This is a genomic window from Sphingobium limneticum, from assembly GCF_008710165.1.
Taxonomy (GTDB): domain Bacteria; phylum Pseudomonadota; class Alphaproteobacteria; order Sphingomonadales; family Sphingomonadaceae; genus Sphingobium; species Sphingobium limneticum.
The window spans coordinates 288,881-304,081 of record NZ_VYQA01000001.1; the positions used below are offsets into that span (position 1 = coordinate 288,881).

Consider the following 15,201-nt stretch of genomic DNA (forward strand, 5'->3'; position numbering starts at 1 on the left):
ATCAGTCCGGATCGACCGCCGCATATTTATAGCGTTCCTGCGATGCCAGGCGGATGCTGGCATTGGGCGCGCCATAGCCTTCATAATCGTGGCGCTCGACAAATTCGAAGAAGAAGCGTTTGTGGAAGGCGCGGCTATAGAGTTGGAGATAGTCGCCGCCGTTACCGTCTGCATCATAGAAGATGTTCGCCTGCGCCAATGCATCGCGCCGCCGATCGTCAAGCCCGAAGCGGGCCGCGATGTCATCATGATAATTGGCCGGGATCGGCAGGATTTCGGCGCCGCCCTGCGCCATGCTTGCCGTCCGCGCCAACAAGTCCGGCGTAGCGAGCGCAATATGCTGATAGCCGCCACCGACATTATGTTCGACGAAGCGCGACGACAGAGTGCCGAGCGCTTCGGACGCGTTGAGCGTGACGCGCAGCGCCCCGTCCGCCGATTGCAGCGGCTGGCTTAGCACCAGTCCCGACGGATCGATCACATCGGCCTGGAAACTTTGCTGCAAGCCGAACAGCGAGCGCCAATAGAGTTGCCAGGACAGATATTCTTCGATCCGCACGACCGCGGCGAGATGGTCGATGGATAGCGGCGCGTCGTCGACGACGGCGCCGGTGGGCGTGAATTCACTGTCCCACATGGCGTCGACGTCGTCCGCCCCGATCAGATAGACCAGACTGCCGCCGATGCCGCGTAATGCAGGGAAGGCGAGATTGCCGGGCGCGTCACCATCGTCCACCGTGCGGATGCCTAGATGGGCCGCGCGCGCCGCGACCGCATCGCGATCGGGCACAACCAGTCCCACGGCACAGATGGACGGGCCATGGGCGACGCGGAAATCATGGCCGAAGCCCTCTGCTTGCGCATTGACGACCAGATTGACCGATCCCGCCTGCCAGCGGCTGACCGCCTTGGTCGGATGAATGCCGGTGCGGACGAAGCCGAGCGAGCCGAACATGCGCTCCAGCGCGGGAACATCTTCGTCGCCTACCGTAAATTCGACGAATTCGGGCCGAACATGGGCCGGCGGTGTGGGTGCGGCGGCCGGCCGGTCGAGCAAACGCAGCGCCGCATCCTCGACATGGCGGAGCGAGCGTAGTCCGTCGGCCGCGATCAGATCTGCGGACCAGCCGCGAAAACGATCGTTGAAGATTTCGAGCGAGAGCGGACCTGAATAACCGGTCGCCAATATCTCTGCCACATAGGCTTCGACGGCAAGACCGCCCTGCCCCGGAAAATTGCGGAAATGGCGGCTCCAATAGAGCAGGTCCATATCCAGTTTCGGTGCGTCGGCTAGTTGGACAAAGGCGATCTTGTCGCCGGGAATAGCGCGGATGCTGTCGCTGGGGATACCGCGCGAGAGGGAATGGAAACTGTCGAGGATGATGCCGACATTGGGATGATCGACCTGCTCCACGATGGACCAGGCATCGCGATGATCGAAGACATGGCGGCCCCAGGCCAGTGCCTCATAGCCCACGATGATGTCGTGGGTGGCGGCCAGTTCGCCCAGTTGCTGAAAGTCGGCGACGATGCGGTTGCGCTCGCCCAGCGCATGGGGCGAGCAGTTGGAACAGACCAGAATGTGACGCGCGCCGAGTTCACCCATCAGGTCGAACTTGGCCGCCGCCCGGTCGAAGGCACGCTGACGCATGGCGCCCGGCATCCCCTCGAAATCGCGGAACGGCTGATAGAGCATGCAGGAAAGGCCGAGATCGTCCAGCATCGCCCGCACTTCGCGAGGGCGGAGTGGCGAGGCGATCAGGTCATTCTCGAAAATCTCCACCCCGTCGAAACCGGCAGCGGCGGCGGCGCGCAGTTTCTCCTCCAGCGTGCCGCTCAAGGATACGGTGGCGATGCCGAATTGCAGGGTCATGGCTTGCCTCTCCTTCTGTCGTCAGCCCGCAAGCGCGGCGTGGAAATTCACGCGCATGCGGGCGGGATCGGCGGTGAGGCCGGTGAAATGCTGGAACGCGCCGACTGCCTGGAAAATGGTCATGCCGCTGCCGTCGAGCGTCGTGCAGCCGGCCTCTCGCGCTTCGCGCAGCAGCTGGGTTTCCAGCGGGAAATAGACGATGTCCGTGACCCAAAGGCGCGGTTCGAGCAGGTCGCGCGGGATTGCGGATCCCGGATGCACCGCCATGCCCATGGGGGTCGCGTTGACGATGCCGTCGGCGCGGCCGATCGCCATGCTCAGATCCTGCCCCACGATCGCGCGGCCGGCGCCGTGGGCGGCACAGAGTGCCGCGGCAAGAGCGGTGGCGCGGTCTATGTCGGAATCGAACAGGGTCAGTTCCGCCACGCCCAGATCCATCAGCGCATGAGCGGTCGCCGCCCCTGCCCCGCCGGCGCCCATCTGGACCACCCGCGTCGTGTCGGTGCCATGCGGCAGGCCGGAGCGGAGATTTTCGGCAAAGCCGGTGACGTCCGTATTATAGCCGATACGCCGGCCATCGCGGAAGACGACGGTGTTGACCGATCCGATCTGCGCCGCCTGGGGCGAAAGATCGTCCAGATGGGCGATGACCGCCTGTTTATAGGGGTGGGTGACGTTGACGCCGGCGAAACCGGCCAGTTGCAGCGCGTCGAGCAGACGGGGCAGATCCTTGCCATCCATGCCGTCGGCCGCGAAATCGAACAGGCGATAGATCAGGCGCACGCCTTGCGCATCCGCTTCGCTTTCCTGAAGACGCGGCGTGAGCGACGCCTGGATATCCCGCCCGATCAAGCCGGTCAGATAGCGGGCGGGGACGGAGCGGGTCTGGGTCAATGTGGGATCATCCGATTGGGAGAAAATATCCCCGCCGCCCGAATGACCGGGCGGCGAGGCAGGCGGAGAGATCAGAATTTGAGCTTCGCGCCGACATAGAAGGAGCGGCCCACCATGTCGTAGGTGCCGGCATCGGTGCCGTTCTGCGAGCTGGCGACGAAGGGAATGCCCTTGTCGAACAGGTTGGTGATGCCACCGCGCAGCTGCATATTGTCGTTGATGTCCAGCGTGGAGAAGACATCGAACAGATTATAGGGCTTCACCCCGACCTGTTCCGCCGCAGGCGTGGTGATCGCGCTGATGTCGCGCAGCTTGCCCTGATAGCGCCAGCGCAAACCGATGCCGAACGTGTCGGAGCTGTAACCGGCGGTCGTCAGCGCCTTCCACTTGGGCAGCGGGCGGCCCGGCGTGCTGGTGCCGACGAAATCCTGCGACGCGGAACCGGGCAGCGTCTGGACCTTGTAGTGGTTCAGCCAGCCGATAGCGGACGAAGCATAGATTTTGCCCGATCCATCGCCGATGCCGGCGTCGGACAGTTTGAGCGACCAGTTCACCTGCACATCGACGCCATCGGTGTCGAGCGCCCCTAGGTTCAGATAAGGCTGGGCGATGGCGACCAGCTGACCGGTCGGATCGCGTTCGACAAGGCGACAGAATTCGTTGCTGTTGGAATAGCTGCTGTTCGATCCATCCAGATTATAGCATTTGGCGAGCGCCGTCAGACCATTGATGGTCGAAATGACGTTGCTGATCTTGATGTTGTAATAGTCGACCGAGAAGGAGAAGCCCGACAGCCAGGGCGACGAGATTTTCGGATTGAATACGAATCCGACATTGAAGGTGTTGGCCTTTTCAGGTGTCAGCGCACTGTTGCCCTGAATATTGCCGCCAGTGGCGGTGGTGGCGAACTGATAGGCGTCGATCGCGGCGGCCGGGATGCCCTGCGCCAGGCAGAGGCCACGCACCTGCGCGCCGTTCGCACCGGTCCGGGCCGAGGAGCGGACATCGCACGGATCGCCGATCGCGGCAGGCGGCGTACCGATCGCCAGCTGCGATCCGGTGACGGGCGAGAAGAGCTCACCGATATTGGGCGCCCGCACCGCGCGCTGGAAGCTGCCGCGGATCAGCAACGCGTCGACAGGCTGCCAGCGCGCGTCGAATTCGTAGCTCTTCACGCTGCCGGTCGTATTATAGTCAGAATAGCGGAAGGCCGCGCCCACGCCCAGTTCGCGGAAAAAGGGCTTGTCCGACAGCAACGGCACGTCGATCTGAGCGGCGAATTCCTTGACGCTGATGTCGCCCTGCGCCGGATTGGAGCCGACGACGGATTCGACATTGTTGGACACCAGATCCGCACTGGGATCATATTTATAGGTATTTTTGCGATAACCGGCGAGCAGCGCCAACTGGACCGGACCGGCCGGCAGGTCGAACAGCGGGCCGTTGACCTGGCCCTGGACCTGCGTCTGGGTCAACCGTTCGCGGCTGTTGACGGTGGCGGTCATATATTGCTGGCATGCGCGCGACAGGCTGGTCGCGTTGGTGATGCCGAAGGGATTATAGCCGCCCGCGCACAGCGACGCACCGCCATCGGCCGCATTGAGCAGGTTCTGGACGCGCGATTTCAGCACGGCATTGAACATCGACTGGTTATGGACCGTCTCGTCATAGGCGACGAAGCCGTCGAACTTCCACGATCCCGCGATCGTGCCCTTCAGGCCGCCCAGATATTGCTGGACCCGATAATTTTCTTCCCAGCCCTTGTCGCCGATGCCGACATAGCGGGCGCTCCAGCGAAACGGCGCGTTCGGATTGCTGCGCGACGCCAGCAGCGTGCGCAGATCATTGGGGATGAAGGGGTTGGTGACCGGAATGGTGGTGAAGGGCGCGAACTGCGTCAGGCTGCCGCCCGCTTCAGTGGTGACGGTGGAGTCGACATAGAGGAACTGGCCGTAGGCGGTCAGCGATTCCGTCAGGTCGAACTCGCCCTTGGCGAAGGCCGACTTGCGTTCGAAGGCGTTGAGAATCTGAAGCTGCGGGCCGACCGGCATGCGGACATTGCCGCCGACCACGGCATAGGCGCCGTCGCGTGGCCCCTTATAATTGACCGCGCCGGTCTGAACGAAGAGCGAGCCATCATTGTTGAAGCCCAGGTTCAAGGTCCGGTTGATCGGCGTGGTGACGCCATATCGGCCAAAGACGCCATTGAGCGCGGCCTGGCTCGGCAGGTTGAGCGCGTTGGGAACGAAGGTGCCGGTGCCGATGAAGGAGGATGGCACCTTGTCGGAGAAGAAGCCGCGCTGCGAACCGGAGAGCGGGTCGCGCTGGCCATAGCTGAGCGCCAGCATCAACCGGCCGCGATCGTCGGCGAATTTCGTCCCCAGCGCGAGCGAACCGTTGAACTTGCCATAGTCGCCGCGGAAGCTGTTGCCGTTCTGGATATCGACGCGGACACCGTCGAAATATTTGTCGGTCTTGAAATTGACGACGCCCGACATGGCGTCCGACCCGTAAATGGCCGACGCGCCGCCGGTGATGACATCCACCGAACCGATGATCGATTCCGGCAGGATGTTGATGTCGACATTGCCGTTGATATCCGACAGCGGCAGGCGGCGGCCGTCGAGCAGGACGAGGTTGCGGTTGGAACCCAGGCCGCGCAGATTGAGCGTGGCGCGGCCGCCGGCCCCCTGGCCGCCGGTGCCGGCATTGCCCGATGGGGTGAAGCCCGGCAGCTGGTTGAGCGAATCTTCCAGCGTGATCTGCCCGCTTTGCTGGACGAGCTCGTCAGAGACGGTGACGATCGGGCTGACCGCGACATTGTTCGGGCGGGCGATCAGCGATCCGGTGACGACGATGTCGGCGGTCTGCTGCGCTGCTGCGTCAGTGGCCTGCGGGGCCAGTGCGCCGGCGGCCTTTTCAGCAGGCGCTGCCTGATCCTGCGCCCAGAGCGGCGAGGCAAAGGCGCCCAGCGCCAGCGCGGCCAGCGATCCGCCGAGGCGAAGCTGCATGGTGAAACCTGTTTTCATTCCATCCTCCCATTTTTTATTACTAACTAGTTCGTACATAATTTGATGCGACCCGAGGCTCTATTGTCCCTTAGGGCTATATTCTGAACCGTCTGTCGGTCAGTCCATTTCCACCCGGCGTACATCCCCCACGATGAAGACATAGGCAGCGGCCCCAACCAGCGCGAGTACGCCGATGAAAGCCAGCGCGCCGTAGAAGGAGCCGGTCTGGCCCACGATCACGCCGACCACGATCGGCGTCACGATGCCGGCCAGATTGGCGCAGAGGTTGAAGACGCCGCCAGTCAGGCCGATATATTGGCGCGGAGCGACATCGGAAATCAGCGTCCAGCCCAGATTGACCATGCCCTGCCCGAAAAAGGCGATGGACATGATGGCGATGACCAGCGTGTTGCTCTGCACGAAATTGGCGGCGACGATGGTGGAGGCCAGCAGCAGCCCAGCAACGATCGGCAGCTTGCGCCCGATATTGGCCGAGCCGGTGCGGCGGATCAGCATGTCGGAAACCTGCCCGCCCAGCAGCACGCCGGCCGACGCGGCGATATAGGGCAGCACCGCGAAGGTGCCGGATTTCAGCCAGTCCATGCCCCGCTCGGTCGCCAGATAGGTGGGGAACCAGGTCAGGAAGAAAACCAGCGTCGAATTACCGCAAAACTGGCCGATCGAGGCGCCCAAAATCTGGCGCTTGCTCATCAGCTTGCGCACATTGGCCCAGGAAAAGGGGATCTTCTCGTCCGTCTTGGCGATCGTCAGGCCGCCGCCTGCCTGAATATGGGCGAGCTCGGCGGCGTTGACGCGGCTGCTTTCACCCGGATCGCGATAGCGGGCGTACATCAGCAGGCCGAACGCCATGCCCAGCGCACCGGCGATCAGGAACAGGGCGCGCCAGCCGAAGCTGCCCACCACCCAGAACAGAACCGGCGCGAAGAAGGCGAGGCCCGCATATTGCCCCACGGCATAGACGGAATTGGCGCGCGCACGTTCATCCTGCGGGAACCAACTGCTGAGAATGCGGCTGTTGCACGGGTAGCAAGGTGCCTCCGCCATGCCCAGCGCAAGGCGGAAGCCGAACAACATCGCCACATTACCGGCTATGCCGTGGAGCAAAGTGAAGAAGGACCAGAGGATCAGCGATCCGGCATAGGTGATGCGCGTGCCCAGCCGGTCCAGCAGCAGTCCGCCTGGAATCTGCGACGCGGCATAGGTCCAGGAGAAAGCCGAGAAGATGAAACCCATCATTTCCGGCGAAATCTTGAGTTCCGCCGTGAGTGACGGCGCGGCCACGCCCATGACGGCGCGATCCATATAGTTGAGCAAGGTAGCGACGCTGATGAGCGCCAGCACGCCGATGCGCGCGCGGGTGGGACGCATCAGGCCGCCGGGGTTCACAGGCGCCCTCATGCCGCGTTCCGCCGCTGGCCGAGATACAGCAGATGGCGCACGGCCAGCGCATAGCCGTCCGTCCCCATGCCCGACACGATGGCCGTGGCGGTGCGCGTCACGATTGAACGGGTACGCCATTCCTCGTCCCGGCGATGGATATTGGAAATATGAACCTCCACGATCGGGCAATCGCACATTTTGAGCGCGTCCAGCATGGCATAGCCGGCATAGGAGAATGCGGCGGGATTAAGGACGATGCCCATCGCACCGACGCGCGCCTCATGCAACCAGCCGACCATTTCATGCTCGGCATTGGTCTGGCGAAAGATCAGATTGACGTCCCAGCCCTCGGCCTCGCGCCGGCAGGCCGCTTCGACATCGGCGAGCGTCTCGAACCCGTAGATATGCGGTTCGCGCACACCCAGATGGTCGAGATTGGGGCCGTTCAAGATGTAGATATCACGCTGGCCCATGACTGGCCCGATCCTCCCCGAATGCCGGAATATGTTTCCCGATCTTGCAGAATCACATCTACGCGCAACAGAGGCCGTGCGCAAGCAAAATGTACTAACTAGTTCATACCATTTTTGGGCAGGCGGCGGACGGCGATCCGGTCGGCCTGATAGGAACCGAGCCAGAGATCCTCACCCAGCAGCACGGCCGCCGATACGCCATTGAAGGCCGGATCGGGCGGGCCATAGGCGATCAGGGAGAAGTGCCGATTTTCCGGGTCGAGTTGCGCCACGGCATAGCCGCGATGACAAAGCATGCCGTCGGCCACGCCGTTGACGATCTTGCGCACACCGCCGCAGGCCGGTTCGTCGCGCACCATGCCGGCCAGCAGCAGCCGTTCGCCGTCCCAATGGATGTTGTCGGGCATGAATTCGGGCGCCAGCGCGCGCCATAATGGCTGGCGCGTGTTGTGCCGCCCATAGGCGACGACTTCCCGCAGGCCGAAGGCGATCACGTAGAAGCCACTATCGTCGCGCGCCGTTTCCAGCCCGTTATTGCCGGGCAATTCGGTGCCGGGCAGCAGCCGGAAGGCGCGATCCTGCGGGCCGCGCTGATAGACGCCGCCCGTCGTACGGCCGACCACGAAGTCGGTGATGCTGGTGCCCGGACGCGTCAGCACCGTGGCGAGCACCGTACCGTCGCCATAGGAGGCGACGGCGTTGGCGACATGGCCGTCGGGCATGGCGAGGCAACCCTGCCAGCGCAGTGTCGGCGGCGCGGCGCTATCGCGCGCGTCGATGGCGAAGACCTCAATCGCTTCGCGCCCACCATGATTGACGACCAGCAACCTGCCCTGCCCCGGTCCGGTCATCCGCAGGCTGAGGCCCCGCGCGGTGAAGAGCGCGGGATCGGGCGGCTTGACGCAATCGGGATAGGCGGGGTCTGGTGCGACCTGATCGGCGACGGCGGTGAACCAGAAGCGGGCCTGTCGGGTGCGGCTATCCACCAGTTTCAGCCCGGCCCCGGTCGCAAAGCCGCTGGCGACGATCCAGGGTGTATCGGGAATATGGGCCAGGTCTTCGGGCTTGTTCGCGCCGCAAACGAAGTCGAACTGCGCGGTCGGGGCGCAGGCGTCGGCGGGTCGCTGTATGGACAATGGGGTCGCGCAGCCGGTCAGCGCCAGAATGGCCGCACCGGTCAAGATGGAAAGCCGCCTCATGTAACGCGATAGACCCGGATGCGCACGGCGGGCTTGGGCGCGTCTTCGGGCGGCGGGCCGATGGTGCCAATGAAGATCGCCTGATTGAGCCAGTCATGCGGGCCGATCGGCGCCTCGAAACTGGGCACGGTGCGCAGATAGCGGCGCGACGCGCCGGGCACCCGGCTGTTGGTCAGGCCGACATTGCGGACATGGATCGGCGTGCCGTCGTCGGCGCGCATCATATAGTCGGCCTCAATCACGGTCCAATTGTCGGCGCGCTGCAACTGCCAGTCCGCGCCGCCCGCGACCACCGTGCCCCGGATGCGGGGACCGGCAAAAGTGCCACCGGTGATCGGCACGCGGCGGCGAGTACCGATGGGGGTCGGCCCGATTTCTTCGGTCGGTTCCAGCATCACGGTCGCCTCATAGACGAAGTCGAGGCCGGGCGCTTCGGTGGTAGCTGCCCTGCCCGGCACCGCCCACAAGGCCATCGCGCCGCCGATGCCGGTCAAAATGTCCCGTCTGCTGGTCATTGCATCAATCCCGAACCTTGGGCCGCTCGGCAGGTGGCGGCGCATCGCCGAACAGCGACCAGTCGGCGAAATGCGGCCATGGGATCATGCTGCGCGTCTCGCCCAATTGCAGCAGCATGGGCTTGCGCGGCGTGAAGGCGGGCCAGTTCGCAACCGGTTCGCCGGTGCGGGCGAAGGCCACCAGATGATCCATCATCTCGGCCGACAGCGCCTGATCCACCGGCGTCCAGTCGCGGGTCGTGCGGAACAGGTTGAGACTGCCCAGCGTCCCCAGCCAATAGGGAATGTCGGCGCTATGATAGGCGCCCACCGTCGCGGGATCATGATCGGCGAAGCGCACAGCGGGGCTATAAGGGTGAACGCGGGTAAAGAAATAGGCGTGGACCGGTGCCTTGCCGGTGGCGGCCTGCGCCAGCGCCCATTGCGCCATCTGCGCATTGAGGGTGGAATCGCGCTCGATATCGCGGGCTTGCCGCTGCGCCTCCTGCGTCGTGCGAGCGGGGTAGCGTTGCAGGATCGCGTCCGCCTTGTCCGGGAAGGCCCGGCGCACGGCCGCTGCATAATCGGCGACCGATGCGATGGGGCCTAGCGAGCGGAAGCTTTCGTCGCGGGTAAAGCCCAGCAGCAACGGCACGTCATTCTGGCGCCCGGCGGCGAAGGCAGCGGCCGGGGTTTGCGCCACGACCTCCCCGTCGATCACGATCGGGCGGCGGCGGACCGGCGCGGCGAGCGCGATCAGCTTGTCGGCAGGCATGTCGCGCATCTGTTCGATCGACTGGACGCCCAACGCCGCTTGCACGGCGATGCCTTCGGCTTCCGCTTCCTTCAGCGGCGCGGGTGTACCGATGTCCCCAAAGGCGCCACCGCTCATGCCGACGGCGCGCTGGAACAGGCCCTTGGTCGCGGGGCTGGCCTGAAGCAGCGAGACGGACATCGACCCGGCCGATTGGCCCGCGATCGTGACATTGGCCGGATTGCCGCCGAAGCCGGCGATATTCGCTTTGATCCAGCGGAGCGCCGCTACCTGATCCTTCAGGCCGTAATTGCCCGACTTGCCACCATTTTCGGCGCTGAGTTCAGGGTGAGCGAGGAAGCCCAACGGCCCCACACGATAGGCGATGGCGACATAGACGACCCCCTTGGCCGCCAGCGCTTCGCCCGCATAATTGGCCATGGAGGCCGATCCGATGTTGAAGCCGCCGCCATAGATCCAGGTGACGACCGGATAGCCGCCAGCCGGCGCAGGGCCGGGCGGCGCCCAGATATTGAGATAGAGACAATCCTCACTGGTCGCCTCCTCGCCGAAATAATGGTTGAGGTTGCGGGCGCGCAGCGGCTGGATACATTCGGGCGCAGGGCGATCCGCATGCCAGACGCCGTCCCAGCGCGCATGGGGCTGCGGATCGCGCCAGCGCAGGTCGCGCACCGGCGGCGCGGCGAAGGGCACGCCCAGCCAGGCCCGCACGCCCGATGCCAAGGTCTTGCCATCGATCAGGCCCGCATCGGTTCGAACTGGATCGCCGGTCGATTGCGCGACGATCTGCGCCGGCGCGACCGATGAGAGGAGCAAGCCCAGAATTAAACCGGGTGCCAGCAGCAGCCGGCGCATTATTTCTGGCCCTTGAGCTGCGTGTCGAAGAAGCGGAAGGTCAGGTCCAGCGCGCGCAGGGACGCCGCGCGGGTCGCGGCGGCATCGGCACCGATCCAGCTATGGCCGACGCCGGGAATGATCTCCAGCGTGACGGGGACGCGGGCGGCCTTCAGCGCGGCTGCCAATTGGCGCGACTGGTCGGCGGGCACGACCTTATCGTCGGTGCCGTGGATCAGCAGCATCGGCGGATCCTTGGCATCGACATGGGCGGCAGGGCTGGCGGCCTTGATGCGGTCGGCCGGACAATCGGGCTTCACGCAGTCGAGATAGGCGTTCTCCGCGCCGGCGATCGCCTGCGGCATGGTCGCGAAATCATAGACGCCGTACCAGCCGACACCCGCCTGCACGCAATCGCTCTGCCCCGGATTGCTCTTGTCCTCGCCAGTCGGCGCGCTGCCGCATTGCAGGGCGGCCAGCGCCGCGAGTTGCCCGCCAGCCGAGCCGCCCCAAACCGCGACATGGCGACCATCCAGCCCGAAGCGTGCGGCATTGGCGCGCAGGTAGCGGATGGCGGTGCGCACATCGTCGATCGCGGAGGGGAAAGGCGCTTCCTTCGACAGCCGATATTCGAGCGAGGCGACGACATAGCCCCGCGCCGACAGGTCGGCCAGCACGGCGGGAAAATCGCTGAATGCGCCGGACTGACGGGTATGGCCGTTCGCCCAGCCGCCGCCATGGATGTAGATGACCAGCGGCAGCGGCTTGGCCTGCTGCGCGGGGCGATAGAGGTCGAGGATGATGGGCCGATAGCCCGGGATGGTCGAATAGGCGATGTCACTATTGACCGTGACGCCATTGGCCAGCGTCAGGATACGGTCGGGCATCGGATCGCCCAACGCGGGTTCTGGCGATGTCGCGGGGGACGGCGGCTGAGCCTGGGCCGGCATGGCGGCGGTCAGCAGGGCCAGACCCAAAGATAGCGTGATACGCTTGCGCATAATCCTCTCCCGTTCGCGATTCTTGTGCTAACTATTTCGTACATTGATATCATCGACGATGCGCAAGGCAAGCGCGATGATGATGATGTGCAGGATAATGCGTGAGAAGTGGCCGGGGCCGAAGACAACTAAGCTCGCCCCCTATCCAACGTCATGCTAAATTATTTCAGCATCCATCGTGCATCCATGCATCCATGCATCCATGCATCGTTCGCTTATGGGGAGAAATGGATGCTGAAATAATTCAGCATGACGCCGATTATTGGACAGCTTTGGCATATTCAGGCCAGAAGTCGCGCTGCCACTTGTGTTTCAGGCGCGGCACCAGCTTTCGACGATATCGACCACATTGCCCCGACGCCGCGCCAATATCTTGGGCGCGGTCACATCGCGTTCGAAGCCGTAGGAGACGGTGTAGCGGTTGGAGACATTGTAAAAGCAGAGTGCGCTGATCGTCATATGCAGTTCCAGCGGGTCGATCCCTTCGCGGAAATGGCCGCTGGCGACACCGCGCGCCAATATGTTGCGCAGCTGCTCCACCACCTTGCGGTTGCGTTCGCGAATGCCGGGAATTTCGCCGATATGCGCGCCGCGCAGGATATTCTCGTTCATCACCAGCCGCACGAATTCGGGATGCTGGTGGTGATAGTCGAACGTAGCGCCGACCACATCGCGCAGCGCGGCGTCCGGGTCCAAGTCGCTGCGTGTATTGTCAGCATCGATTTCGCGCACCGCCGTATAAGCGCGCTCCAGCACCGCGCGGTACAGGCCTTCCTTGCTGCCGAAATAATAATAGATCATGCGCTTGGACGCATCGGTCCGTTCGGCGATCTCGTCGATGCGCGCGCCGCTCAACCCCTTGTCGGCAAATTCCAGCGTCGCGACGTCCAATATGTTCAGGCGGGTTTCCTCCGCCTCGCCGGCCCGTCCACTCGCCTTGTTCAGTATATTCGTCGGCGATCTGGCCACGCATCCATCCTTCTCTGTTTGGAACTGGCATAGCTTGCCAGCGCCGCGCCATACAAGAGAGGATGCACGGGAATGACAAGGTGCCGCCCGCCCAAAGGACGCGCGGCACCTTCATGGATCAGAAGCGGACCCCGACCCCCATCCAGATGCGGGCCGGATCGATCACATAGCCGGACGCATCATAATCCAGTCGCTTGTCGAACAGATTCTGCACGCCGCCATGGAAAGTGAAGGCCGGCGTGATCTTGTAGGATGCGCCTATATCCACCACCGTATAGCTGGCGGCGAAGATGTTGGTGCCGCTGATCTGCGCCTCCGTCACGGCTTCCTTGCCGCGATAGACGGCGCGGGCATAGGCGGACAGGCGATCGTCAGGCTTCCAGTTCAGCGAGGCGTTGGCCTGTTGCTTGGGCGTGTCGTTCAGCGCAGCGCCCGCCGCCGTGCCGGTCAACTGCTCGGAATCGGTCAATGTGCCGCTGGCGTTGACGCGCAGCGTGTTGGTCAGCGGGAAATCGACCGACAATTCGATGCCGCGCACCTTGGCCTTGTCCACATTCACATAGGTCGTGGGCGGGCGGCCGATCGAACTGACTGGCTCACCCGTGCACCAGGCGTTCGCCACTGCGCAGGTGACGCGGGTGATCTTGTCGTTGAAGCGCGTGTCATAGGCGGTCAGGCTGGCGTTGAAGCGCCCGCGCGAGAAGAGCAACGCCGCCTCGATCGTACGGCTGGTTTCCGCTTCCAAATCCGGGTTGCCATAGATGGTGCCGCCGCGGCTGGACTGGCCCCAGTCGGGGATGGTCTGGCGCAGGCTGGGCGCGCGGAAACCCTGCGAATAGCCGCCCTTGAGCGTCAGCGCCGGATTGATGTTCCACACCGCATAGACGCGCGGGGTCCAATGGACGCCATATTGCTCGTCATTGTCCATGCGGATGCCGCCGGTCAGCGCCAGCCCATCAAGCAGCTTCAGTTCGTTTTCGGCGAACAAGGCCCAGCTGGTCCGGGTCGTCCCGGTGGTGGTTGAACCGGCCAGGAGATTGCCGGTCAGGTCGGTCAGATCCTCATAGCGGTAGAAACCGCCAAGGGTCAGCGTGTTGGAGGGAAGCGGCACGACCCACAGGCTCTGCGCGACCGTGTTCTTCACTTCCTTCTGCGAAGTGACATTCTTTGCGTCTTCATATTGGACATAGGATTCCGACGAGGCGAAACCCCATTTGCCGCTATGGCTGATCGACGCGACCTTGCGCTTCTGGTCCTGAATATCGACCGTGCCGGCCGGCGCGGCCGTGGTCGCCTCGATCGTCTCGCCGGAAATCTGCGTGACCTTCTGGCGATAATAGCCGGCCTCCAGCAGGATTTCATGATTGTCGTTGAGCGCGAAACCCAGCTTGGCCGCCAGGCTTTCGTCATGGCGTTCCGGTGTGCCGCCGATCACCTTGTCGCCTTCGCGACGGTTGATCGCGCCCTGCAACTGAATGCCGACGCCCTTGGTCACCGGGCCGGACAGATAGAAATTGCCGTCCGCAAAATTGCCATAGTCGCTGCCCAGCTGCATCGTGCCATTGACCCGCGCACTGCCGCGCCAGTCGCCACCGATGCGCCGGGTGATGATGTTGACGACGCCGCCCATCGCATCCGACCCGTAGAGGGAAGACATCGGACCGCGCACGATTTCGATCCGCTCGATCGCTTCGAGCGGGGGCAGCTGACCGCCTTCGCTGATATTGCCGCCATTGGTGCGGGATTCACGAGACGACAGGCGCTTACCATCGACCAGGATCAGCGTATATTGCGGCGCCATGCCGCGAATGGAGATGTCGCGGCTGTTGCCCTCACCCGGCGTGACGGTAACGCCCGGAACCTCCATCAGCGCGTCGGTGACTTCGCGATAGGGCATGCGGTCCAGCGTCTCGCGGTTGATGACGGTGATGGAGGCCGGCGCGTCGCGCACCTCCTGCTCGCGACCGGCCGCAGTTACGACGATCTGATCGCCGTCGGCGGCGACATCGGCCGCAAAGGCGCAGGCGGGAACAAGGATGGCGGCAAGTGCGCTGCTGGCGCGCAAAAGGGTCTGGGCCTTCATGGAAAGTCCTTGGGTTGAACGACAGGATGGACGCGGACGCGCCCCTTGGATCAGACTGCGACAGAAGCGCAGCCCGGCGATGACGTGATTTTTGGAAGTCCCCCGGCGCCTTGGCGGCACTCTCAGATGCGATTGCTTCGCAGCCGCATCTGTCGCATTGACAAAGATATGCCAAATATCAAATTTGAATAGCG

11 protein-coding genes are annotated in these 15,201 nt (G+C 63.8%); all 11 read right to left on the reverse strand.

What is annotated here, in order from left to right; genetic code table 11:
* Window position 1 precedes the first annotated feature (1 nt).
* The 11 genes from F4U95_RS01080 to F4U95_RS01130 all read right to left on the reverse strand — a co-directional run bounded on the left by F4U95_RS01080 (window position 2) and on the right by F4U95_RS01130 (window position 15,007).
* Complete coding sequence (locus F4U95_RS01080) at window positions 2-1,873, reverse strand: bifunctional sugar phosphate isomerase/epimerase/4-hydroxyphenylpyruvate dioxygenase family protein (RefSeq protein WP_232016289.1); 1,872 nt, start codon at window positions 1,871-1,873, stop codon at window positions 2-4.
* Window positions 1,874-1,894: 21 nt separating this feature from the next.
* On the reverse strand, window positions 1,895-2,767 hold the full coding sequence (locus F4U95_RS01085; RefSeq protein ID WP_120253156.1) for a shikimate dehydrogenase: 873 nt from the start codon (window positions 2,765-2,767) through the stop codon (window positions 1,895-1,897).
* A 71-nt stretch (window positions 2,768-2,838) separates the two neighbouring features.
* Window positions 2,839-5,796 (reverse strand): TonB-dependent receptor domain-containing protein, encoded by a 2,958-nt coding sequence (locus tag F4U95_RS01090; RefSeq protein ID WP_232016291.1) that lies wholly within the window; start codon window positions 5,794-5,796, stop codon window positions 2,839-2,841.
* A 99-nt stretch (window positions 5,797-5,895) separates the two neighbouring features.
* Complete coding sequence (locus F4U95_RS01095; RefSeq protein ID WP_120253157.1) at window positions 5,896-7,197, reverse strand: MFS transporter; 1,302 nt, start codon at window positions 7,195-7,197, stop codon at window positions 5,896-5,898.
* Window positions 7,194-7,652: a type II 3-dehydroquinate dehydratase gene (locus tag F4U95_RS01100; protein WP_120253158.1), complete on the reverse strand. Its 459-nt coding sequence runs from the start codon at window positions 7,650-7,652 to the stop codon at window positions 7,194-7,196. The genes F4U95_RS01095 and F4U95_RS01100 overlap by 4 nt, the downstream gene beginning before the upstream one ends.
* Before the next feature lie 98 nt (window positions 7,653-7,750).
* Complete coding sequence (locus F4U95_RS01105) at window positions 7,751-8,851, reverse strand: hypothetical protein (RefSeq protein ID WP_120253159.1); 1,101 nt, start codon at window positions 8,849-8,851, stop codon at window positions 7,751-7,753.
* The gene (locus F4U95_RS01110; protein ID WP_232016293.1) at window positions 8,848-9,366 is read right to left on the reverse strand and encodes a DUF3237 family protein; all 519 of its coding nucleotides are present in this window, start codon (window positions 9,364-9,366) and stop codon (window positions 8,848-8,850) included. The genes F4U95_RS01105 and F4U95_RS01110 overlap by 4 nt, the downstream gene beginning before the upstream one ends.
* Before the next feature lie 4 nt (window positions 9,367-9,370).
* Entirely contained in the window at window positions 9,371-10,975 is a 1,605-nt protein-coding gene (locus F4U95_RS01115; RefSeq protein ID WP_120253160.1) for a carboxylesterase/lipase family protein, read from the reverse strand.
* Window positions 10,975-11,955 carry an alpha/beta hydrolase gene (locus F4U95_RS01120; protein WP_120253161.1) on the reverse strand — a complete coding sequence of 327 codons (981 nt, stop codon included), beginning with the start codon at window positions 11,953-11,955 and terminating at the stop codon, window positions 10,975-10,977. The genes F4U95_RS01115 and F4U95_RS01120 overlap by 1 nt, the downstream gene beginning before the upstream one ends.
* A 312-nt stretch (window positions 11,956-12,267) precedes the next feature.
* Entirely contained in the window at window positions 12,268-12,924 is a 657-nt protein-coding gene (locus F4U95_RS01125) for a TetR/AcrR family transcriptional regulator (protein WP_170267459.1), read from the reverse strand.
* A gap of 118 nt (window positions 12,925-13,042) precedes the next feature.
* Window positions 13,043-15,007 (reverse strand): TonB-dependent receptor domain-containing protein, encoded by a 1,965-nt coding sequence (locus F4U95_RS01130; RefSeq protein WP_120253162.1) that lies wholly within the window; start codon window positions 15,005-15,007, stop codon window positions 13,043-13,045.
* Window positions 15,008-15,201 lie beyond the last annotated feature (194 nt).

Bases quoted from the DNA above. Each gene is read 5' to 3' on its own strand.
- F4U95_RS01110 (WP_232016293.1), bottom strand. From the start codon at position 9,366: ATGACCAGCAGACGGGACATTTTGACCGGCATCGGCGGCGCGATGGCC.
- F4U95_RS01115 (WP_120253160.1), bottom strand. From the start codon at position 10,975: ATGCGCCGGCTGCTGCTGGCACCCGGTTTAATTCTGGGCTTGCTCCTC.
- F4U95_RS01100 (WP_120253158.1), bottom strand. From the start codon at position 7,652: ATGGGCCAGCGTGATATCTACATCTTGAACGGCCCCAATCTCGACCAT.
- F4U95_RS01095 (WP_120253157.1), bottom strand. From the start codon at position 7,197: ATGAGGGCGCCTGTGAACCCCGGCGGCCTGATGCGTCCCACCCGCGCG.
- F4U95_RS01090 (WP_232016291.1), bottom strand. From the start codon at position 5,796: ATGAAAACAGGTTTCACCATGCAGCTTCGCCTCGGCGGATCGCTGGCC.
- F4U95_RS01130 (WP_120253162.1), bottom strand. From the start codon at position 15,007: ATGAAGGCCCAGACCCTTTTGCGCGCCAGCAGCGCACTTGCCGCCATC.
- F4U95_RS01080 (WP_232016289.1), bottom strand. From the start codon at position 1,873: ATGACCCTGCAATTCGGCATCGCCACCGTATCCTTGAGCGGCACGCTG.
- F4U95_RS01120 (WP_120253161.1), bottom strand. From the start codon at position 11,955: ATGCGCAAGCGTATCACGCTATCTTTGGGTCTGGCCCTGCTGACCGCC.
- F4U95_RS01105 (WP_120253159.1), bottom strand. From the start codon at position 8,851: ATGAGGCGGCTTTCCATCTTGACCGGTGCGGCCATTCTGGCGCTGACC.